Origin of the sequence: Mesorhizobium sp. M1142, from assembly GCF_040318565.1 — a bacterium.
Classification (GTDB): Bacteria; Pseudomonadota; Alphaproteobacteria; order Rhizobiales; family Rhizobiaceae; genus Mesorhizobium.
The window spans coordinates 1-21,682 of the sequence record NZ_JAMYMK010000038.1 but is presented as its reverse complement, the minus strand read 5'-3'; the positions used below and the strand labels follow the sequence as shown (position 1 = coordinate 21,682).

Sequence of the window (21,682 nt, the reverse complement as noted above, 5' to 3'; positions counted from 1 at the left end):
CTGACAGTGTAGTCGACCAGATTGGCCCCGCGTGGGATCGAGCGACCTTCAAGCTTGTCGGCTAAGCCACCATAGTACCGCAAGTATCTGACGGCGGTCCGCACTTCGCCATGGGCGAGGTCCAACGCCTTGCCCGTCTCGATGCAGTTGATGATCGCGATCTCTTCGCTGCGCGCCTCGAGCGCATCCGCCACGCGAAATAGCATCCGCCCACGGTCGTAAGGGTGCATGTCTATAAGAACGCGATCGCGAAAAACGCGGTGAGCGGCAGCAACGGCGAGTTCGATTTCTTCGGGCCCTGCCTCTGCTACGACGGCAATCGTTTTCGCGGTCGAAGGGTCATCGACCTCGATCCGTCCGCCTGACGAAGAATCCCTCCACTCCCCATCTATAAAATTCTTGATCACTTCTGTGCCAGACATCGAAGTCCCCCCAGTTTACCCGTTATCCGAACCGAGCCGGTCAAAAAGCGCAGAGCTTCGCCCTTGGTGAGCCCATATGGAAACTCCTTCGAATTTGCTCATTTCGGGCCTGCAGAGCGTCAGGCAGCTTGCACGACAAAGGACGACCAGCAACGTTGCTTGGGAACATACTCCGTGCAATGGCCCGTTTTGGCGCAAAAATCGACCGCTCCCGCACGAAATCACCGATCTCCGACGGATGCGCGCTTTTTCACCAAGCACTCACGATGATGGCAGAGCCCCCGTTGATCTAAACGGGACAGGCGCCGGCGACATGGAATCCCCGCCGGACTTCGGCGGCAGCCGTGGCGGTCTCCATGTGAAGAAGCACAACCCCGGCCGTAGACTTCCGAGAATAGCAGCAATTTGGTCCGGAGCTACGCATCTCTTCACGTGGCGCCTGAAGGTGCAGCGACTGAAAGGCCTGGACGATACGACGATGACACCAAGCGCGCTGTTTACCAGTACCATGATCGACGAGACTTCAGATCTTCAGATGGCCGGAGAGAGGCCTGGTCAAAGGAGGTGCCGCGATCTGTGGGATCGCGAGCACAGCCGCATGCGACCGGAGGCTCGGGCCTAAGTAACATTAGCCGCTTGTAAGCCGAACTCAGCTATTCCAGAGCCGACCCCCCGAACGGCAACATCGGCCGCGGTGCGTTGCCAGTCGTGATCGCACGGGGTGGTCAAAAGGGCGGGTTGGCGGTTTGAGAACTTATTAGAGGTCGTAGTCACCCGTGAAGATTACAGCATCAGAAGCTGGCCGTGGCCGACTATAGGCTTCCCATATTGCGCGAGCCTCAATGCGTCCCATAGCATAGCCTGGTTTGCAGTTATCACCGGCTTGCCGAGGCGCGCCTCCAGGCGATCGATTATGCTTGAAGTCCGAAGGAGGGTGCACGGGATGAAAAGAGCCTCAGCCTCTGAGGAATTGAACGAGCAAGAGGCCTCGAAGATACTTTCCGGTGAGAGTCCGGCGATGTCGGAATCGCTTTTGCAGTGGAATGAAGCAGACGCGCAGACTGAAATACCCGACCTGCTGAGGGCCCCAGTGACAACAGCGCCTACCTGGTCGATATAAGGTGTGAGCATGGCGATCCGTTTCACCCCGAGCCTGTCGAAGGCGCGCAAAGCTCCTGTCATCGGAGAGGTTAAGGAAGCCCCGGGTCGAGTACTCTGTAGCTCCTCTTCCAGCTTTTTCTGCGAAATGATGGCTGATCCCGATGTGCAGGCGTAGGCGAATACTTTGACTACGCCTGGCGGGTCGAATAGCTCGCCAGCCTTAGCGATCTCATCAACATGGCGGTAGAGGTTTTCGACCGTACTGGGCTCGTGATGCTTCATCCTAGCGGCCGAGAAGCTGATGCTGTCATCATGCAGCATTCTGCGCAATTCAAGCTCTGTGAGGATGTCGTTGGACGGTGTTATCAATCCGATGACGGTCTCACTCGTCACAGCAGGATATGATGGCTCCACGTGAGTGGCGTAGAACGCAGTCTGACTGGGCATCTGATCAAAGTTCTCCGTGCGTACGACCCGTTTGCGGATCCAACTCGTACTTTCCGATACGTCATCACTGGTTTAGAGGGCGGCACCAAAAATTTTCGCAGAGCGGCTGCTGCTGAACAGCTGTGCTAGAGGCAGTTGCCCGCCCCCAGCATGCAACAAGTTTTCAGCGATGAGCGCAGACCCATTCTGTTGTTGTATCGCCTGGCAACGCCTTCTCGTCGTAACCATCTTCTGCCGCGGCCTTCATCATCTCGGGCGTTCCCAGATAGCGTTTCAGTTCGGCGTTGAATTTTGCCACGAAATCCTTATCTGAGTTTCTAAAACCAATACCGATCCAAGCGGACGACTCCTCAGGCATCAAGGCGGGATCGGTGGCCTCTACCTTTCCTCCAGATTTTTTCGCGATATCCTGGACGACTGTATAAGACGTCACTCCAGCGGCCGCCCGACCAGCGATAACCGCCGCAAGAATTTCGGTACCCCCTGGAACCTCCATAATTTGCGATGCGGGCACGCCCAGCTTCTTAGCGATCTCGATGCCGGCGTAGCCTGCCCCAGTCACCATTGTCGCACTCTTCGTCACTAAATCCTTATAAGTAGTGATTTGTTCCGGATTTCCGGATTTCACCATAAAAACATCTGTTTCTTTCGAAACAGGCTCTGAGAATATTATGTTATCGCATCTCTTCTTATTGATATACATGCCACCTGTAATTAAATCCAGTCGCCCGGCCTGCAGCCCCGGGATCAGCCCGCCCCAATCGGTCACCACAGGCTCGATATTGGTGTAACCCATTGAACGAAGAACCCCTTCGGCGATAGCGTTTACGTACCCCCGAGGCTTGTTGCCCTCACCAGGATATGCCTGTGGCGGCTCAGATGCAAAGCCGAGACGAATTGTCTTGCCGCTTGCTACGCGATCAGCAAGCTCACCTGAGTAAGCGGGCGCCGTTAGACCAACGACGAGCCCAATGCTCAGAAAAACTTTGATTATACGTTTCATTTTTGTTCCCTTTTCTTTTTCTGTTGAGCGCGCGCCTCTCGGCGGCGACGGGCGTTCTTCCTTGCACTTCGAGCAAGAAACGCTTGCATCAGGTATGATAGGGCATTTTGAGTGCTCCTTTCGGCGAAGAACGCCACGCTTTGGCGTTGCAGCTGCAAAACTTTCCCCTCAAGCGCAGAGATCCTGCGTGCGCGAGCACCATCGACACGGAAGACTTAATACGGCTGAGCAGATCGCTGGAATGTTGCGGAAGCCGCAGGGAGCATCTTCGCAAGGCCAGAAGATCTGAGCTCAGCCGGCATTTTGGTGTCTCCGATGCCTTCAGCCGGGCAGGAAAACAATCTCTGGATCTTGATCCTGAAGGCGGTCGTCGAGGGGCAAGAACAATGCCCCTGTAGGCCTCCTGTTGGCGCAGCGGATGCCTCTGCGGCCGTCGGTGCATCCGACGGGTGCGTGCCAGCGACTGGTCAACACCGCTCGACGCATCGGTGTCTCACGGAGAAATCTAGGTGGCTGACGCCCCCAGTTCGGGGTATTCCTGTCGCCTGGACAGCCAGGGCGGTTGCCTTGAGAAGCTCGATCAGGAGATTACCCCAAGGCGAAGCATGATCGCCAGCGCTTGCGGCAATATGATCCTGCGCATCCTCACGCCCTGCGGCATCGACAGCGCGGTTCCCGCTTCCCATTGTCCGCGCGGAACTGACTCTATGGCGCCGCGCACAATCTCGGCGCCATAGGCACCCGATATTGAGGCCGACGGATATGTAGCCGGCGGTGAAGTTCGGAAGCGTTATACCAAACAACGGCAACACGAAGAAAATCCAATATAGCTGCACCAGCAGCGACGTTCCGCGGAAGTCTCTATATAAACAACGCTTATAAGCCAGTTGCTCGACAGTTTGCCGATGCCTGCAGCCCCAGCGGCAGCTACAGCGACCAGCGTAGCAAGCAAGAATTGCGCGCATGTGACCAAGGTCCCCTGTAAGAGCGCCTGGCCATAGCTTTGAAGAAACTCGAAGATCGACATTCGCCATCCTGCGTCAGACATGGCCGGGAGGCAAGCTTCCCGGCCATGCGTGCGCGGTCAGCGGTTGGCGCAAACCCACTCCGCACTCTTGTCATTTGGTAGCAGCTTTGCGTCGTAGCCATAAGGCTCGACAGCCTTCATCATCTCGGGAGTGCCAATGTATTTTTTCTGAGCCTCGTTGAACTTCTCCACAAAGTCCTTGTCCGACTCCCGGAAGGCTATGCTCACCCAGTTTTGAGTTGATTCCGGCATTGCATCCGGGTCTGTCACCTCAAGTTTTCCACCCGATTTACCAGCCACAGACCGAGATAAGAGGTATCCTGATGCCCCGGCATCTGCTCGTCCCGCCTCGACCGCTGCAAGGATTTCTGTCTGTCCCGGCACTTGCATGATCTGAGATTCCGGAACTCCTGCCTTTTTAGCTTGCTCTATATTGCTATATCCTATGCCAGTCACCATAGTCGCGCCCTTGGCCGCAATATCTCCATAATTGTGCAGCCCTTTAGGATTGCCAGCTTTGACGATAAGCGCGTCCGTTACTTTCGCCAAAGGCTCGGAGAATGTAACGCTTTGGCACCTTGATTTAAGGATGTAGAGCCCCCCCGTAGCCATATCAAACCGTCCAGACTGCAGTCCCGGTATAAGTCCGCCCCAATCTGTCACGACGGTCTCTACATTTTCGTAGCCCATCTGCTTAAGCACGCCGAGAGTAATCGCGTTTACGAATCCTACTGGGCGACCATTGCTGTCCGGAAAGGCGAACGGCTCTTCGTTTGCGAACCCGATGCGGATCGACTTGCCGTTGGCGATACGGTCGGTCAATTCTCCTGCGTTGACCTGTACCGTGGCAGCCGCGACGGCAAGGCCCAAGCTGGCCGCAATGTATAAAAGTCTAATCTTCATTTTTCGTTCCCTTCTTGTTTCTTTGAATTATCTAGCAACGCCCGGGATGGGCATTCCAGCTTTGTAGAAGCGTTTTTTTGCAGAAGCTGATCTCCTATTTGGTTGAGTATACAAACCGGTGTTGGGCGATTGCGGCACGCTCTGGGCCGCCAAGGCGTTTTTACGCAAGGTCGATGGGCGCAAATCATCAGTCGATGACGACCAAGCGGCGCTCTACATCGCAGAAGCGCTGGCCACCTTTCGCTGTGACCACGAACGGTTCTGAGATCGCTGCGCCGAAATCGTCGAGCCACACTCCGGACTGGAAGTGGAAGCACATTCCTTCCTGCAATAGCGTTGTTTCACCCGCGCGGATGCTGATTGTGCGTTCGCCCCAGTCCGGCGGGTAACCAACACCGATTGAGTAGCCGACGCGGCTGTCTTTGCTGTAGCCATTCCGTTTCAGTATACGTTGGAACACGGCGGCCACCTCTTCGACGGCCACGCCCGGCTTGGCCGCTTCGAGTGCGAGATCGCCGCCTTCAACGATCACGGATGCCAGACGCGAAATCTCTTGTGGCGGCTGCCCGACGTGAATCGTGCGGGTGAGCGGCGCGTTGTAGTGGCGGCGTGCCGCGCCAAGCTCCATCACCACTAGGGCTGACTCGGGGATCGCCTGGCCCGTCCATGTGAGGTGGCAAGTGCTCGTCCCCTCACCAATCTGGATTAGGGGACACAGACCAGTGTAGTCGCCGAACTTGCCCTCACCCAAAATCTGATTGCGGTAGATGTCCCCTACGACCTCATAGTCGCGTACCCCCGGCTTGAGCTTCGCAATCGCCTCCCGCATTGTTCTGCTGATGATGCGGCCCGCTTCTCGCATATAGACAAGCTCGGCTTCTGACTTGACGAGCCTCGCCCAGTTTACAAGCTCCCGACTGTCCGAGATCTTCGCATTGGGCAGGCCTCTAACGAGGTGCTGATGGGCCCGCGCGGTGTAGTAGTGAGTGTCGAGCTCGACGCCGATGCGGTCGGAACCCCAGCCCTTGGAATTGATGAGCCCGCACAAATCATCGAAAGGATGATTTTCCGGATGGTGAACCAAAGCCTCCGAGAATCCGACGATGTTCTCGGCCGGCAGGTTTGTTGTAACAGTAGCTGACTTTGCGTCGATCGGGCGCCCGAACCAGAAAGGTATATCCTCGTTGACATGGACTAGCACTGCCTGCGGCGTGTAGAAGGACCAACTGTCGTAGCCGGTAAGCCAGTACATATTGGCTGGATCCTGGCAGACGAGGAGATCAAGACCAGCCTTTTCCATCCGCTTCTTCGTATCCTGGACGCGTCGGTCGAACTCCTCGCGCAGAAAAGGTCTTTGGTAGCTCATGCATATGATCCTTCTGGAAATTGAGCATGTGCGCTCTTGAGTTCGCCCATTCTCGTGCAGCCCCCGGGGCAACCGCTGGTGGGCCGACGCCCGGAAATGATGCCCATTCTCACTATGGCATCCGCACGTCCGTGGTTTTGCTTGTGTTGCGGGAGCTCAGCGAGCATTTGTCCCGAGGCATTCACAGTCAAATGCAGTGTTTATATCGGCACCATCTCGCTTCGAGATGCCGGCGCCTGCATCAAGAAATTGCGCGTTGAAAAATGCTGCTGGATCCGGTGTAAGGGGGACGATAACGCCTGACCTACTGGACCCATCTGAATCACGATGGTGCTGATAGGAATTCGTCTTGGGCTTGGGCGTCCAGCCGCCGCGCATTCCGCGCGAAAGAAAATGGCCGAGGTCGCCTACTATTCTTTTCAAACTCGCCTGCCGTCGCGGGCTGTCCCGATCTATGCGCAAAGCGGAAATGCGCGCGAGATCAATGCAGACAAGATGATCCTGCAGGCTCTCGATCTCCTTTCGCACGGCCTGATCCACTGAAGGCAGAATTCGGTGTCGGAAATCGAAGTCGCCCGGAGATCCAATGTTCACGACAAAATCTGCGCACGGATTCGCCAGGCTGCACACGAAATCGGCAATGACTTAGGGTTCCAGGCTCAGCTCAAAGCCAATCCAGCGGTATCGTCCGGTGCTGCACTTTGAGGGTTCAGGCTCTTTTCTCCGCGTTCTAAATAGAACTTGCGCGTGAATTGTTTGTGATTCTGCAGGCTGCGCCCGGTGATGTAGAGCACAACCTTCGCCTCGCCCCTTGTGTAACCCGGTCGCAATGTCGGGTGCCGATCTCGGCGCGTTCCCGCTCCAGGGTCACCGTTACGATCATCTGGCTGCGTCGGCCGGCGGCCTTTGCAGTATCGCCACATTCACCGTAGTCCCTTCTGTTGGAGTAACGCTGCATTGGGCGACCTGATGGCGCAGAAATACTGCTGTCCTGGCATTCAGATCGGCGGAAATCAGGGCATCTCTGATAATAATTTATTGGCCACAACCAACCCGCCTTAGCCGGCGCTTTCGCTCCAAGCTACAACAGGTTTCAAATGGCCAGCAAAGTACCATCGCATGTCGAATACGTTGTCATCGGAGGCGGCATTATCGGCCTCTCGATAGCCTATCACCTAACACGTCTCGGCCACCGCGACGTTCTGCTTCTGGAGCGTGACCAACTGACATGTGGCACGACCTGGCATGCTGCAGGCCTCGTGACACAACTCCGCGCCAATGAAACCATGGCCAAGCTCGCTCAATACTCTGCGGATCTGTTCACGGACCTCGAAAATCTGACCGGTCAGGCAACTGGTTTTCGGCAAACCGGCTCCATCACTGTTGCCGCGACCCAGGACCGGCTTGAAGAGCTTAAGCGCGGGTCTTCGATGGGCCGCTCGTTTGGCTTGGACGTGGAGATGATAAGCGCTGCGGAAGCCCAGCGCCGCGTCCCATTGCTCGATGTCAGCGATGTCCTTGGGGCTGCATGGATCGCTTCCGACGGGATGACCAACGCTATCGATACGGCCCGTGCCTTCGCAGTTGGGGCGCGCCAGGGTGGAGCAACGATCCTTGAGCGGACCCCAGTCACACGCATCCTCGTCGAGAAGGGCCGCTTCGTCGGCGTGGAAACCAGTCAAGGAACCGTCCGAGCTGAACGGGCGGTCATCTGCACCGGCCTATGGACGCGGAATATAGCTGCTGAACTCAACTGGTCGGTGCCATTGCAGGCTGCCGAGCATTTCTATGTTGTCACCGAGGCAATTCCCGACCTACCCCATGACCTACCGACGATCCGCGATATGGACGCGCGCGTCTATGCAAAGGCAGACGCCGGGAAATTGCTCGTAGGTTTCTTCGAGGCCAATGGCAAACCTTGGGGCATGAACGGGATCCCCCAGGATTTCAGCTTCGATTCGTTGCCCGAAGACTTCGACCACATCGAACCGTATCTCTCTGCGGCCATCGAGCGCATGCCTGTCCTGGCAAATGTCGGCCTTCAGCTGAATTTCAATGGCCCTGAGAGCTTCACGCCTGATAACCGGTTCCACCTCGGGCCATCACCTGAAATTCAAGGTCTGTATGTCGCCTCTGGATTCAATTCCTGCGGCATCGAGTCCTCGGGTGGTGCAGGCAAGGTCATGGCAGAGTGGATGTCGACAGGCTTGCCAGCGGGAGACTGCTGGGAGATGGACGTCCGGCGGTCAATGCCCTTCCAGCGGAACAGGCGGTATCTGTACGACCGCACGGTGGAGACGGTCGGCAACCTCTGGTCGCTTCATTTGCCGCATAAGTCGCCGAGGACGGCACGCAACGTCCGCGTGTCCCCCCTGCACGACCGCCTATCCGCCGTCGGCGCGAATTTCGGTGAAAGCGCAGGGTGGGAACGCGTTCAATGGTTTGGTGCGCCTGGATCGCCGAAAGAAAGCCATGCAACGTTCGGCCAGGACGAATGGTTCGAGAGAAGTGGCGCGGAGCATACGGCCACCCGCTCCGGCGTCACTCTGTTCGACCAAACCTCCTTCGCGCACCTTCTGGTGCAGGGTTCGGATGCCCTTGCGCTGCTACAGTGCTTGTCCACGAACGACGTGAACGTAGCGGTCGGCCGTGTTGTCTATACGCCGTGGCTGAACGAGCGAGGCGGTATGGAGTCCGACGTTACCATAGCGCGCATCAGTGACGAGGAATTTCTTGTCGTGACAGCGGCCGTCCAACGCACCCGTGATCTCGCCTGGCTGCGCTTGCATGCCAAGGGAGCCGGCCACGTCTCGGTTGCCGACGTTTCATCCGGATATACGACCCTCTCCGTGATGGGTCCGCGATCGCGTGAGTTACTGGAGCGCGTCAGTCCTGCGGATTTTTCTAACGAGGCATTTCCCTTCGCAACGGCTCGTGAAATCGAGGTCGGGTATAGCCTCGCGCTCGCATTCCGGATGACCTTTGTCGGCGAGTTGGGCTGGGAACTTCACATCCCGACCGAACAAACACTAGGGGTCTACGACGCCTTGGTGGCCGCTGGTGCCGATCTCGGCCTAGGCCACGCCGGATATGTCGCCCTCAACACGCTGCGCCTGGAAGCGGGCTACCGTGACTGGGGTGCAGATGTGGGTGATGAGGACACCCCGTTGGAATCGGGACTGGGGTTCACGGTTGCCTGGGATAAGCGCGAGGATTTCATCGGACGCGCTGCACTCGAGGCCCAGCGCGGCAAACCCTTGCGCCGGCGGCTGGTCCAGCTCGCTGCCCCAGATGCCAAATCGTTGATGTTCGGGACCGAGCCTGTCTGGCGTAACGGCAGCCTTGTCGGATACCTGCGATCGGCTGGATTTGGCCACACTGTCGGCTGTGGCATCGGCATGGGATACCTCAGGGCAGAAGCCGGGGTGACGGCTGATTGGCTGTCCGGAGGGTCATTTGAAATCGAGATCGCTGGGGAGCGCTATTCCGCCATAGCTTCTCTGCGGCCATTCTATGATGCCGGACGCAGCCGCGTGAAGGGCGAGTGGCGTGCTGTGGAGGAGTTGGTGGCGAAAGAACTCCTCAAGGCCTGAAAACTAGACTGCGCGATCTTGGACGACGAGCTGCGCCTCTGGTTCCGGCACGCGCTGCATCAAGTCGCGGATCGATTGGGGGATAAGATGCCCACATACGCGCCCCGCTATGACGTTGTTGCTACAGGGCAGCTTAATGCTGGCCTCGTTGGCATCGGACCCAACAGTCCGAAATAGACACGGCGCACGTTCTCGCCAAAAGTAGTCAATGCCCTCAGCTATGAGGGCAACGGTATTTGTGCTCTGGCTGGCATAACGTGGGCGAACGGCAGCTCATGGGCTTGTTTCGCAATCGCATCGGCATTTCGTGCAACCGTATTGGATTTTAGCGCAGTAAAGGCCGCCAAGCCCATCCAGGCTTGTGCGACGCTCGGTGTCCCAGAGTATACGCCGTACGCTTGCCATGATCCGGTTTCGGGTCGCACGCCGGCCGTGCTCGGCCAAGTACGTGTATGGAGGGAACAGCCTAGACGTTATGACCGTGGTCTGAGCGGCGGTCCGCCCTATTCTTTGCAGGCTTAGAAGTAAACGGGCGTTGCTCGGGGAGTGCCGAGCCTATCCCCAGGCAAACGAAGGACGGGCCAAAACAGAAGATAATGTTTTTTACGTCGGTGTCGATGTTTCGAAAGCCCAAGCACGCGATTGCGATTGCCGAGCACGACCGCGATGGCGAGGCCGCTATTTCGGCGAGATCGAGGCGACGCCGGCGGCGTGGAGCGGTTCGTGCGCAAGCTGGAGAAAAAGCATGTCCTCACCTGCGCTAGCAGGCCAAGCCGCCTTCCACCAAGTTGACCCAGTAGCCGATCCCGTAAGGGATTGCATTGTCGTCGAAGTCGTAGGTCGGATTATGCAGGCCCGCGGTAGGTCCGTTGCCAAGGAATAGGAACGCGCCAGGTCGCGCCTGCAACATATAAGAGAAGTCCTCCGAGACCATCACCGGCTTGACCTGTTCGTTGACTGCCTCTCGCCCGACAAGACCCCGCGCGGCTGCGGCGGCCAATTCGGTCGCTTCTGAATGGTTGAACGTCAGCGGCTCGAGACGCCGGTGCCGATATTCCACCTTAGCCCCGAAAGCTGCCGCGATATTTTCAGCGCAGACCTTGATTTGTTTTTCCGCAAAATCGCGCAATGCTGGCGATAGGCTCCTAACCGTTCCGCCCAGCGTGACGGAGTCAGGTATGATGTGGTAGGATTCACTTCCGGTGAATTTCGGCACTGACACAACCAGCGCTTCCGTCGGATCGAGGTTTCGTGAAACCAAGGTCTGGAGCGCCGTGATGATCTGTGCTCCGACCACCACCGGATCTATGGTAAAATGAGGCGTTGCAGCGTGTCCGCCGCGGCCGGTGACAGTGATGTCAAACTCATCGAGGGCCGCCATAATCGATCCGTCACGAATACCGAACTTGCCAACCTCAATGCCTGGCATGTTGTGCATTCCGAAGACTTGGGAGATATTGAACCTGTCCATCAACCCTTCTTGCACCATTCGTCCGGCGCCCTGCCCGTCTTCTTCGGCGGGCTGGAAAATGAGCGCCACCGAACCCTTGAAGTTCCGAGTGGCGGAGAGATGCTTAGCGGCACCCAGCAGCATGGCGGTGTGGCCGTCATGACCACAGGCATGCATCTTCCCTTCGATCTGGGAAGTCCAGGGCTTGCCGGTAGCCTCGACGATCGGCAGGGCGTCCATATCCGCGCGCAGGCCAATCGTTGATCCGTCCCCGCCGGCGCCTTGGATCACCGCGACGACACCAGTCTCGGCTATGCCCGTCTCGATATGGTTAATCCCAAAGGAAGCAAGCTTTTCGGCGACGAAGCGGGCGGTGTTGTGCACGTTGTATCCGAGTTCCGGATTCTGGTGGAGGTGACGGCGCCAAGCGATAGCCTCATCGTGAATATACCGGAAATCATCGACGCTGCGCATTCTTGCCTCCTGCACCAAAATGAGCAAACCCGCGCCTTGGGTCTGCCAGCTTGAACCATATCTGCGCAGCCGCGCTCGGGGCATCCTAGACTAGATGCGCGGTCCCGCGTCGCGTGTTCTACCGCCGGAAAGCTTCCAAGGTTGAACCTCTACAGTCAAATGCATTGTGTGTATTGACCCCATCTCGCTTCGAGATGAGGCAAACTCCTCGCGTTTCACATGGGTGATGGACCTCTAGATGATCGAAGGTCGGCTCGTGTTCTTGGATGCATGCCGCAAGGTTCCGGACCAGCGTCTAGTGAGATGAAGTGACCGATGTGCCTTGCGGCCGGATGAACTTGCAGAATTACTTGTGCCACCTTCATTGCTGCCCGCGTTCACGAAATATGGCGTCTGAGATTTTCTCGGCAACCATAATCGTTGGGATGTTCGTATTTGCTCGCGGGCAGAATGGCATCACCGACGCATCGGCGACTCTTAAACCCGATAGTCCATGAACGCGGCCTGTCGGATCCGTCACACTGTTCGGATCATGAGCAGATCCCATCCTGCAAGTCGAAGTGGGATGAAAGTTCCCAAAAACGTTTTGTCGTACAAAGCAGTCAAGACGCTCGTCATTATTTAGAAGATCTGAGATGCTGCGACCATCAGTGATTGCGAATCTGATCAGGCTTCGACGAAGCGACGATGAACTATCCATAAGAGCTGCGAGAAAAAATGTTAGACCGTAGTTCAAGCCGTTGTACTTGCCGATTCGCTTTGCTCGTCCAGTCCAGGTAGAAGGAAAAGGGTCGAGCGCCGTATTCGCCAAGGCCTTATGATTAATCAGTTTTGCAACGAATCGAAATGCGTTTTTCAATCGCTCAGCATCGCGTTGGTCGCTCAACATGTCGAAATTCACTTCTGGCTCAGCGAGATGCGATGAACTTGTGAGCGAAACAGTTCCTGTCGAATAGACGCGATTAACCCAGAAATTGAGCGTCCCTAAGCGTTTGCCAACGGGATGCCAGGCAGATTTCGCCAGAACCGATATGGCCATATCGGTAGGGGGGCAACCGTCGTGACCGGATGAATATCGAGCATGCATCTGGATATATCCGGTCGCGGTCGGCAACATCCGATCCTCTGGTTTCAAATACGCCGAGATGGCGACCCCGGCGTGCTCCTGCAGGTTTTTTCCGACCCCTTCAACATCGGCGACGACTTGAATGCCGAGCTCTGATAAGACTTTGCCCGGGCCAATACCGGATCGCATCAGTATCGCGGGCGAATGAATAGCGCCAGCACACAGGACCACCGCTGGTGCGCTATAGGATTGGCGACCGGTGTTACTCTCAGTATCGACGCCGGTTATCTGGCGACCTGAGAGAGTTAGTTGTACAACCGTAGTCTCTGACAAAATTGTAAGATTTGGCCGAGCGCGGACACTCTCTGGCAAATAAGCCATCGCAGCTGACACGCGGCGACGGTTGAGGTTTGTGAGTGGAACAACTGAGTGGCCATCGCGGAACTCACCGTTGAAGTCTGGCCAGAAGGGTATATTTTCATCTTCAAAAGCCGTCGACACCGCGTTCACGAATCCTGACCACTCTCCTTTGTCGGCACGGCTAATCGGCAGCGGCCCGCTATTGCCGTGGAAGTGATCGCGAAAGTCCAGATCGCATTCGAGTCGGCGGAAATATGGCAGGACGCCTTCCCAATCCCAACCCGTTGCCCCGGTGGACGCCCACTCATCATAATCGGCGGGGGCACCCCGATTGGCGACTTGAGCGTTGATACTGGAGCCTCCACCTATGACCCGAGCTTGCTCATAGTGCACACGTCTGTTGCTATTTCGTACAACGGCTGCAGTAAGTGACGGCCACTGATATCGTTGATTGTAGTAAGCGCGCGTGGGGTTCCCATCGAGAATATCATCAGGAATTTCGTTGGGGGGAAAGTCAGGCCCAGCTTCAATGAGCAGGACGTGACTGCCACTAGCCGACAACCGGTTCGCCATGACGCACCCGGATGAGCCGCCACCTATAATTATATAATCGAAAAGCAACGATCCCTCCCATCTTGCGCCCGCAAATTAGCACGATTTTGTTGCGGAGAGCTGCAAGCGAGCTTGGTATGGGCAGAAAAGCTGCAATCTTGTGGAGCCTTCCGCAGAAACGCGCTGTGTTCCTGCAACGGGCTCTTGCGGCGGTGCATCCGCAAAAAGGTCCCAACTTTCTTTGGCCAAATAGGCAATGTCAAGCAGGTGCTGGTTCCGACTTGGTCGGAGTGCGACGTAGTCTTCTGGACAACCTGCCGGTTCAAAGGCCGCGGGCGTGCGCGACGCGATTGAGGCCGTAGGCGCGAGCCTGCTGTACCTGCCGCCCTACGTCCCCACTTTAATCCGGTTGAGAACGCCTTGGCCAAACTCAACGCGCTCCGGCGCGGTGGTCGAACTCTTCACCCAGCCGAATGTGCCCACTACTTCCAAAGCCGCAGGATCTGCATGGGATTAAAAAGAGAACGTGCTTGAGCATCATGTTCTTCTAAGTCACATGGCCCGGCGAGATAGGATGATGCGGCCTCGATCGCAGCAGCGCGCCGATAGGGACCTTGGCTTCGTCGGGCCGAGCAATTAGGAGGACCTCAGCCAAACCACGCAGCGCCCCAGCCAAGTGCCGGCGGATGCCTACCGCCCGGGCTTGGGTTGCCTTCATTTCGCGGCGCAATGAGACGGTCACCGCGGACGCGCAGGATGCCTTGACCGCATCGGCAAGAATGGCGGGCGATTCCCGGAACTCCATCGCGTTGCATCTCCACACGTGCTTGGTCGAGCAGCGCGGAGTCGGGGCGATGGGACGGCAACAGAGGGGAACTGTGTTCGCTCATTTCATTGCAGATATTCGTCTTTTAGCCAGTTTTGGATAGACAGCTTTCAGCTCCTTTGAGGTAGCGGCAAGCCCGAGTTTGCCGCACCGCAGGGCGCAGGTTCTCGTACGCGATCGTTCCGGTATGGCACTCGAGGGTGGTCGCGCCGGTGGCGATTGCTAGTCATCCGAAAGCTCGCAAGAAGGGGACCGGCCTGCAGAGTTCCGTGCCAAGAGTCTTGATGTCGCGGGTTGCGCCGCACAAGGATCATGAGGAAGACTATTACAGCTGGTCGGCGTGCGCGGCGACAATCAAGGTGAGACTCGTATTGCCGCACGTAACGATGCTCCCCGAGATTCGAGCGTTGCCTCATCTATTTTGCTCCCGGCTTGGGCGAAGGAGGCCGGGCGCGGAGATGGCCGGGGTTTCGCAGCGCCCGGCCTCCTTCGCGAGCGCCACGGCGCCTCAGTGTGGCCTTGCGATCTCCTGGATCGGCGGCTCCTTGTTCAGGGAGTCAAACAGCAACGCGTCTGCCTGCTCGCTGCGCCACACCTTCAGCCGGCGCTGAAGTGTTCGAAGCAGTTTGTCCGGGTAATCGCCGGGATACTCGGCCTGCAGTCGTGACAGATGTTCACAGCCGGTTCGCCATGGTTCGGCTTCGAACCAATTTCGCAAGTCGGCAGTCGCCTTGACGAGAGGGTCAGGACGGCGGCGGCCTCGTTTGCCTTTCACAATCGGGCGATCCCGTCGGCCGGATAGCTCCGTCCTTCGAGGCAGTTCGGAAACTCGCCAGGAAAGGTCGATTGGCTGAGTTGCCCCGTCAGAGCGCATGGCGGGCGGAGTATCGGCAAGCGCAGCGAGTCGCTCCTGCATGGCGCGGATATCGCGCAATAGCACCACAGGATCGAGCCCGGCGTAGATTTCCTGCAGACGGGAGCGGACTGCATCTGGTGCTAGCGTCGGCAACCAGACGCTGATGCGGCGTGGATGGCGGGCTATAAGTCTTGCGCACACGTGCGCCGTCGCGCTGCTTCGCGATCTACTTGAACGATGGCTGAAAGAAGTTTACGAACAGCCGCGCTGACGGGTAGAGCTTCGCTAGCAGCGTGGCGGCCTCCAGCCCCTCGAACCGACGATATCCGACCATCCTACGCACCACGGCGCCATTCTTCTGCTCGACAAAGGCCTGGTCGTTCTTGCGGTAGGAGCGGTAGCGCGTGAAGACGATGTTGGCGGCGCCAGTAGCGGCGCACATTCCGTCCAGCCGAAGCCTGGCGCTGGATCGTCCCAATCCGCCGACGTTCTAATGGGAATGCTCCGTCGCAGGGCGTGCGCCGCAGGCCGTCGTCGGGACGTCCCATAATGACCGTGCCGTTCCATCGCCTCGAGAAGGACGGGCAGCAACGCCTTCAGCCGCTTCCCACAGACCCGGTCAGACGAATCCCACAGCAACATGAGCACATTGCGTTCCGCTTCATCATAAATCCGCGGCCGCGCTCGCCGGCCTGTAGACGCTCTCTCATGGCGCCGCAGCAGCCGCATCGCGTGCTTGCGGTGAAAGCCCGTGATGACGACGAATTCATCCAAAATTCTCGCCTTCTCCGCTCGCGTCGAAGCACGATATCGCTCCGAAACCGCCGCAGTCAGTTCTTTCCTAATCGCCATGCTCAGCTGTCCCATAGTCGCCCCTGCTCATACCCCTCGGTAGGGAGCAACTTATGTGAGGCAACGGTTGAACATTCAGGAACATTTTCGACGAGGCAATGCGGCATCCCGCGCCGCTTGGCGACGTTCATCGCCAAGGCCTTGAGCCACGACCATTTCGTCACGCGAGTGATCAGCGTTTGTGCAGCCTCATAGAGCAACGTCCGCATCATGCCGTTGCCGCACAGGGATATGCATCCAATGCGCTTGCTTTCCCCGGACTCGTTGAGCTTCGGCGTCAGCCCCAGGATGGGCCCTACCGCCTTGGAGTTTCTGAACCGCTGCGGAATGTCGATTGTCGCGGCGTAGGCGAGCGCCACCACGGGGCCGACACCGGGAACCGTCATCAAGCGCCGGCAGATCGTATCGTTCCTGGCGATCATGAGCACTTTTTTGTGCAGGCGCGCAAATTCGGCACGCAGCTTCCGCTGGGCGGCCAGCAGCGGTTCCATGATTTCTTCCAGATCGGGCATGCCTTCAACGAGTTCGCGAGTGCGCTCCTCGAACTTCACCGTTCCCACAACACCGACTTTGAGGCCGAAGTTGCGCAGAAGGCCGCGGATGTCGTTCTCGATGGCGATTGCCTTCCCTTGCAGTAGCTTGCGGGCTGTTAGGAGTGCCCGCCGCTTCTGGCTCGTGAGCGTTTTCACATGCACCGGGCGGTACAGGTTGACCCGCATCATCTGCGCGATGCCCGCGCGCATCATTGCGATCCGTCTTGGTCGGCTGCGCCTTCAAGAACGCTTTCACATGGCGCGTCTCGATGCAGATAGCCGGCAACCCGACGCTCGCCAGCTCCTCGAAAAGCCATTGCGACAATGGCCCCGCTCGAGACCGACCCGTTCAGTATTCAAGGCAGGACCCTTCAGCACGGCGAGGAGATCGTCGGGATGGCTGACCACCTTCACCTTACGGCAGATCCTGCCGGATTCATCAACAATGCAAACGGCAGTCTCTTTCACACGACATCGAGACCGATAAAGTGCTTCATGCTGCGCTTCCTTTCCTGATGCTTGTGGCTGTTGGACAGACCACGTTCTATCCTCAGCTCGAAGCGCAGCACCTTCCTGCATCACCATTGAAGAAGGGGCGCAGCCGAATACCCCATCTACCTTAATCTGACGTGCCTTGACATCGCAACCCTCCAAAATTCATCGAGGGACGGACCGTTGTCACAGCGCCCACCAAAAGGTTGCAACTAATCCTGCAAATAACTTTACAGAACTTCACAGCCGCAGCAGGCCGACAATGGTACCTTCATCGGAAGTCTAAGATGGCCGCAGAAAAAGCTGATGCTCATCTACATCCGGATCGCCGCACAACACGCAAGGTCGGAGTTACAACCATGGCAAGAAGAGCGCTCATCCTGGTTGAGGGCCATAGGGGTATTGGTCCGCGAACGTCCAAGCGGCCCAGCGTCTTGGCCTCACTCCAATTACCCTGTCAGCTGATCCAGCTCGGTACGACTATCTTGCGGCGGAAGGAATTGAGGCAATCCATGTCCATACAGACAATCTCGATGCGCTGATCCGCGAATGTTGCCGGCGCTTAGGGACCTATGACATCGCTGGCATTACCGGCTTTTCGGGCGACGACGAGTCGGTCTATGCGACAGTTGGCAAGCTCTGCTTGCATTTCAATCTACCGGGACCGCACCCCGTATCCATCGAACGATGTTGTGACAAATTCGTTCAACGTCAGCTCCTCGCAGAGGCTGGGGTTCCATTCCTGCTTATCGCTTGGCAGCGAATGCGACAGACGTAGAAAGTTCTGCTGCGGAGATCGGCCTGCCGGTGATTCTTAAGCCAGCCCTAGGCAGCGGCAGCATCGGTGTCCGATTGTGCCGCGATGTCGATGAGTTGGCCGAACATACGACCTATCTGTTGGGTAGCCGGCACATATTGCGGTCCCCACCGAGGATACTTGTCGAAGAATTCGCACAAGGCCCCTTTATGTAGCTCATATAATGGGAAATGAGGTCATCGGGATTGAGGCCGCCGATTTCGGTCCTCCGCCGCATTTCGTCTTTCGTGAGACGATCTTTCCGGCCTTGCTGACCGATGACGAGCATATGCGTATCGCTAGTGTTTCGCTGAGCTGTTTGCGAGCTCTCGGCCTTGGCTGGGGGCCAGCCTGCATTGAACTCCGGTGGAGGAAGCGTGGTCCAGTCGTCATTGAAGTCAATCCGCGTCTTGGTGGCGGTCCTGAACCCGTTCAGCTGGCTTACGGTGTCGATCTCATCACCGAGCACATCAAGCTTGTCATTGGCGAGAAAGGCGTTTCCATACTGCGGCCTGGCGGGCCCTACTTCCTGATCGCGATGGCACCCTCGATTGGATCGATGGCGACAGTCGGGCGGCTGCCGTACCAGGCGTCGCCGAGGTCAAATTGTATGTTAAACCCAAGACGCCGATCGTCAGGAAAGGCGATTACCGAGACTGGATCGGACATGTCATCGCCAGTTCACCCTGCCATACTCAGACCGAGGCGATACTTCAGCATGCTGTCGGCTTGATCGATTGGTCGATCACACCATTTCCGACCGAACAGGTACAATCAGCGGCCTCTTACCTCTCCGCATCACCGCAGGTGGGCCCAGGTAAGAGGCGATCGTCGCGAAGCTGGTGCAATTAAGAGCGTGAGAAAGATGGGTTTTGTGTAACGGGCTGAACTTGCGCGGAGCCGACGTGGAACAGAAAGCACCGATCCTCGACTACAGACAATTCCGGTCACCAATTGGAGGCCCTGGCGATCGCTATTCCCATGACGCTCTCATCCCTCACGAGGCTGCTAGTCGGCTTGGCCGACGCAGCCGTGGTCGGCCGATTCGGCGATGCCGCATTGTTTCGCGGTCTTGCGGCCGGGGCTGTGGTTTTCGGTGTCATTTTTGTGATCTTAGATTTCCTGCGCTCCAGCACATGCGAGCTTGTCGCCAGGCTTTCCGGGAGGCGACGCCCCGGGATAGCGGGCGGTCTTCTTGCGCGCATTTGTCATCGCTGGAATCTCCGACCCTGACCGAGGCGAGAAGCTCTACTCTACTCCACTTCGGGGCACTCCGCGGAGACAAATCAACTGGCAGGGGGCCTCGCTGTCTCGACTCCAGATGCATGCCAGGGGTGTTTCGCCGGACGATGAAAACCTGTCCGAAACAAGTCAGAAGCTTGGGACAAATACCGTATCTCTTATAGAACATCGATATGAGCGCGCGAAACACGTTCCTTCGGAAACTGCTGCCCGGCCTCTGCAGCGCCGGAGACCGTTGCACCAACCGCCGCGCACGAACATGGCGGGTATTTCAAGGCACGAGCTCAGTCGTCCGACCATTGAATATGTCATGGAAATAGCATGGAAATAGCTGTTGCTGCATTGCGATCCGTACCCGGCGGTGTACTGGTTTGTCCACCAGCCCCTTAACGGTGCGGGCTCGTCTGTAAGCTCGTGGTCTCTGACGCTTCGTCATCGATATCGGCGACCACCTCCCGGATGACGGTGCGAACGATGCGCTTCTTGAGCCTTGCATCCGTCGTCGGCGCCGCCCACACTGCCTTGAGATTCCGACACGCGTAAGCGCCCGGTTCCATCGCAACTCCAGTTCCGCCGCGACCAGCCGGTTCCGCGGATCGATGGCGTCGTATTGCCGGAACGCCCGATCGGCGCTGTAGCGTGCCGCCTCGAGATCGCGCATCAGAGCATCGCGGACCTGATCGCGGCGACTGGCCGCTTGCGCTTCGGCCTCGACGGCCGCGGCTATCGCTCCCGGCTCGACAACCCGCAGAAGAGCTTCCTCGATGGCGTCGTCGACGCGTAGCCCACCGAAGGCGATGCAATGCGGCTCGCCATTGTCAAGCAGACCACGCCAGCAGGAATAGCGCGGAATGTTGTGCTTGGTTCCCGTGTAGCGGACCGTCAGCTTGCGGCCGCAGCGCCGGCAGCGGACAAGGCCGGCGAGCAGAGCGTCGCCATGCTTGGACGCCCCGTGATGCCGGCCCGTGGGCACGTTGTCGCTGACCATCTTACGGATCGCTTCCGCCCTTTCCCAACTGAAGTAGCCTTCGTGTGCACCCGGGATCAGCGCCAGCCATTCATCACGCGCCTTACGGCGGCTGCGCGAGCGAATGGCTGTTGCATTATATCCCGACGCAGCACGAGTCTTACCATAGGCGTAGGCGCCGCCGTAGATCGGGTTCTCGATCATTCTGTGGATGGTCGCATAGCTTGGCCTGCGCCAAACCACATCGCCATTGTTGCGCTCGGCAGGCAAATCCAGCCCATGTTCGAGGAACCAGAGCAGGGCCTGGCGGGCACTGCCGAGTTCCGCCACCTTGTCAAACACAAGGGTGATGGCCTCCTGCATGCGACGATCGGGATCCTTCTCGAGCCGGTCGCCGACCTTCACGAAGCCGACCGGGGCAGCGACGACGAGTTCACCGCGCCGGGCCTTCTCATAGCGGGCCGACAGGGAGCGCTGACGCAGAAGATCGAGCAAACTCGTTGAGACTGCCCTTCAATCCCAGCAGCAGCCGGTCATTGCCCTGGCGCGGTGCGTAGACCGTCTCCTGGTCGATCAGCACGGTATCGACGACGCGGCACATCTCGATGAGCTGCTGCCAGTCGCGGCTGTTGCGGGCAAAGCGCGATACCTCCCGCGCCGCAACCGCCCCAACCTTGCCGAGACAGACTGCGGCGACCATCCGATCGAAGCCCGCTCGCGCGACACCGCCAGCAGCAGAGCGGCCGAGATCGTCATCGACGGTCTCGATGCAAGACCAGCCGAGCGCCACCAGGCCATCGCGCATCGCATACTGCAGGGCGCTGCTCTCACGATTGTGCAGAACCTGATGGGCCGAGGACTGCCGCACATACAGGATCGCCTTGCGCTCCAGATGGTGGGGCCCGATCTTCTCATGCATCATGGCGCGCTTCCTCCCGTTGAACGGCGCGCGCGCCGTCGACGTGATCGAGGATCAGGCGCACCATCAGCTTTGTCAGCGTCAGGCGCGTCTCTTCCGGCAGCGCCTGCCATGGTGGCATCTGCGCGGTCTCCGTCTCGTGCGGGAACTGATATGTCGTGGGCTGGCGCGGCATGGACCTCTCCCCGATTCGCGTCGTGAGGACCCGATGCTGCGCCCGAATCCTCCAATTGCGATGGGGTGTCAATGCCGCTCGAATTTTCCCCAGAAGTGCCGAAGTAAAATTCCCCAGTTTCGCCGCTCAGACTGTCGCGGAGGGGTGTCCATTTTTCGGTGGCCGGCCGCGCGGTCGCGATGGTGGATTTAATGTCGGCGGCGTGATGGAGGCTTTTGATCGCAAGTGTTCGGGCATGAGCTCGGCGTGCTGGCGGAGCC

At 58.0% G+C, this 21,682-nt stretch carries 11 protein-coding genes and 7 pseudogenes; 4 read left to right on the top strand and 14 right to left on the bottom strand.

The features are described from left to right. The 6 genes and pseudogenes from NKH42_RS29925 to NKH42_RS29900 all read right to left on the bottom strand — a co-directional run. The coding region (locus NKH42_RS29925) for an aldehyde dehydrogenase family protein (RefSeq protein ID WP_352974748.1) at window positions 1-422 on the bottom strand (422 nt) is incomplete at its 3' end. Between the two features lie 783 nt (window positions 423-1,205). After that, window positions 1,206-1,970: a maleate cis-trans isomerase family protein gene (locus NKH42_RS29920; RefSeq protein ID WP_352974746.1), complete on the bottom strand. Its 765-nt coding sequence runs from the start codon at window positions 1,968-1,970 to the stop codon at window positions 1,206-1,208. 163 nt (window positions 1,971-2,133) lie between these two features. Further along, entirely contained in the window at window positions 2,134-2,973 is an 840-nt protein-coding gene (locus NKH42_RS29915; RefSeq protein ID WP_352974744.1) for a transporter substrate-binding domain-containing protein, read from the bottom strand. Window positions 2,974-3,553: 580 nt separating this feature from the next. After that, window positions 3,554-3,733: pseudogene (locus tag NKH42_RS29910) on the bottom strand (ABC transporter permease subunit); the annotation flags it as partial. Window positions 3,734-4,057: 324 nt separating this feature from the next. Continuing rightward, window positions 4,058-4,903, bottom strand: a complete 846-nt coding sequence (gene ehuB / locus NKH42_RS29905) for an ectoine/hydroxyectoine ABC transporter substrate-binding protein EhuB (RefSeq protein ID WP_352706885.1) — start codon at window positions 4,901-4,903, stop codon at window positions 4,058-4,060. 187 nt (window positions 4,904-5,090) lie between these two features. Beyond that, a complete protein-coding gene (locus NKH42_RS29900; protein WP_352706888.1) occupies window positions 5,091-6,269 on the bottom strand; it encodes a M24 family metallopeptidase in 1,179 nt (392 codons plus the stop codon). Between the two features lie 393 nt (window positions 6,270-6,662). Between NKH42_RS29900 and NKH42_RS29895 the strand changes: the two genes are divergently transcribed. Continuing rightward, window positions 6,663-6,812 (top strand): hypothetical protein, encoded by a 150-nt coding sequence (locus tag NKH42_RS29895; RefSeq protein ID WP_352974740.1) that lies wholly within the window; start codon window positions 6,663-6,665, stop codon window positions 6,810-6,812. Window positions 6,813-6,928: 116 nt separating this feature from the next. Here the strand turns inward: NKH42_RS29895 and NKH42_RS29890 are convergent, their stop codons facing one another. Beyond that, the gene (locus NKH42_RS29890) at window positions 6,929-7,063 is read right to left on the bottom strand and encodes a hypothetical protein (RefSeq protein WP_352974739.1); all 135 of its coding nucleotides are present in this window, start codon (window positions 7,061-7,063) and stop codon (window positions 6,929-6,931) included. Window positions 7,064-7,366: 303 nt separating this feature from the next. On the opposite strand from NKH42_RS29890, the gene NKH42_RS29885 reads away from it, so the two are divergent. Beyond that, complete coding sequence (locus tag NKH42_RS29885) at window positions 7,367-9,862, top strand: GcvT family protein (protein WP_352706892.1); 2,496 nt, start codon at window positions 7,367-7,369, stop codon at window positions 9,860-9,862. 760 nt (window positions 9,863-10,622) lie between these two features. Here the strand turns inward: NKH42_RS29885 and NKH42_RS29880 are convergent. Then, window positions 10,623-11,786 (bottom strand): M20 aminoacylase family protein, encoded by a 1,164-nt coding sequence (locus NKH42_RS29880; RefSeq protein WP_352706894.1) that lies wholly within the window; start codon window positions 11,784-11,786, stop codon window positions 10,623-10,625. 361 nt (window positions 11,787-12,147) lie between these two features. Further along, entirely contained in the window at window positions 12,148-13,833 is a 1,686-nt protein-coding gene (locus NKH42_RS29875) for a GMC family oxidoreductase (protein ID WP_352974737.1), read from the bottom strand. A gap of 256 nt (window positions 13,834-14,089) precedes the next feature. Between NKH42_RS29875 and NKH42_RS29870 the strand changes: the two are divergent. After that, window positions 14,090-14,211 (top strand): annotated as a pseudogene (locus NKH42_RS29870) (transposase); the annotation flags it as partial. Window positions 14,212-15,098: 887 nt separating this feature from the next. On the opposite strand, the pseudogene NKH42_RS29865 reads toward NKH42_RS29870, so the two are convergent. Both NKH42_RS29865 and NKH42_RS29860 read right to left on the bottom strand, forming a co-directional pair. After that, window positions 15,099-16,313: pseudogene (locus NKH42_RS29865) on the bottom strand (ISNCY family transposase). A gap of 74 nt (window positions 16,314-16,387) precedes the next feature. Then, window positions 16,388-17,328, bottom strand: a pseudogene (locus NKH42_RS29860) (IS110 family RNA-guided transposase); the annotation flags it as partial. Between the two features lie 354 nt (window positions 17,329-17,682). On the opposite strand from NKH42_RS29860, the pseudogene NKH42_RS29855 reads away from it, so the two are divergent. Beyond that, window positions 17,683-18,971, top strand: a pseudogene (locus tag NKH42_RS29855) (ATP-grasp domain-containing protein). An 809-nt stretch (window positions 18,972-19,780) separates the two neighbouring features. Here NKH42_RS29855 and NKH42_RS31345 read toward each other — a convergent pair. The 3 genes and pseudogenes from NKH42_RS31345 to NKH42_RS29835 all read right to left on the bottom strand — a co-directional run. Continuing rightward, a pseudogene (locus NKH42_RS31345) lies at window positions 19,781-21,250 on the bottom strand (recombinase family protein); the annotation flags it as partial. Next, a complete protein-coding gene (locus NKH42_RS29840) occupies window positions 21,240-21,422 on the bottom strand; it encodes a hypothetical protein (RefSeq protein WP_352974733.1) in 183 nt (60 codons plus the stop codon). The pseudogene NKH42_RS31345 and the gene NKH42_RS29840, both read right to left, overlap by 11 nt. 126 nt (window positions 21,423-21,548) lie before the next feature. Continuing rightward, window positions 21,549-21,682 (bottom strand): annotated as a pseudogene (locus tag NKH42_RS29835) (AAA family ATPase); the annotation flags it as partial.

Excerpts from the sequence above, each read along its gene's own strand:
- NKH42_RS29920 (WP_352974746.1), bottom strand. The coding sequence starts at position 1,970 with ATGCCCAGTCAGACTGCGTTCTACGCCACTCACGTGGAGCCATCATAT.
- NKH42_RS29915 (WP_352974744.1), bottom strand. The coding sequence starts at position 2,973 with ATGAAACGTATAATCAAAGTTTTTCTGAGCATTGGGCTCGTCGTTGGT.
- ehuB (WP_352706885.1), bottom strand. The coding sequence starts at position 4,903 with ATGAAGATTAGACTTTTATACATTGCGGCCAGCTTGGGCCTTGCCGTC.
- NKH42_RS29900 (WP_352706888.1), bottom strand. The coding sequence starts at position 6,269 with ATGAGCTACCAAAGACCTTTTCTGCGCGAGGAGTTCGACCGACGCGTC.
- NKH42_RS29895 (WP_352974740.1), top strand. The coding sequence starts at position 6,663 with ATGGCCGAGGTCGCCTACTATTCTTTTCAAACTCGCCTGCCGTCGCGG.
- NKH42_RS29885 (WP_352706892.1), top strand. The coding sequence starts at position 7,367 with ATGGCCAGCAAAGTACCATCGCATGTCGAATACGTTGTCATCGGAGGC.
- NKH42_RS29880 (WP_352706894.1), bottom strand. The coding sequence starts at position 11,786 with ATGCGCAGCGTCGATGATTTCCGGTATATTCACGATGAGGCTATCGCT.
- NKH42_RS29840 (WP_352974733.1), bottom strand. The coding sequence starts at position 21,422 with ATGCCGCGCCAGCCCACGACATATCAGTTCCCGCACGAGACGGAGACC.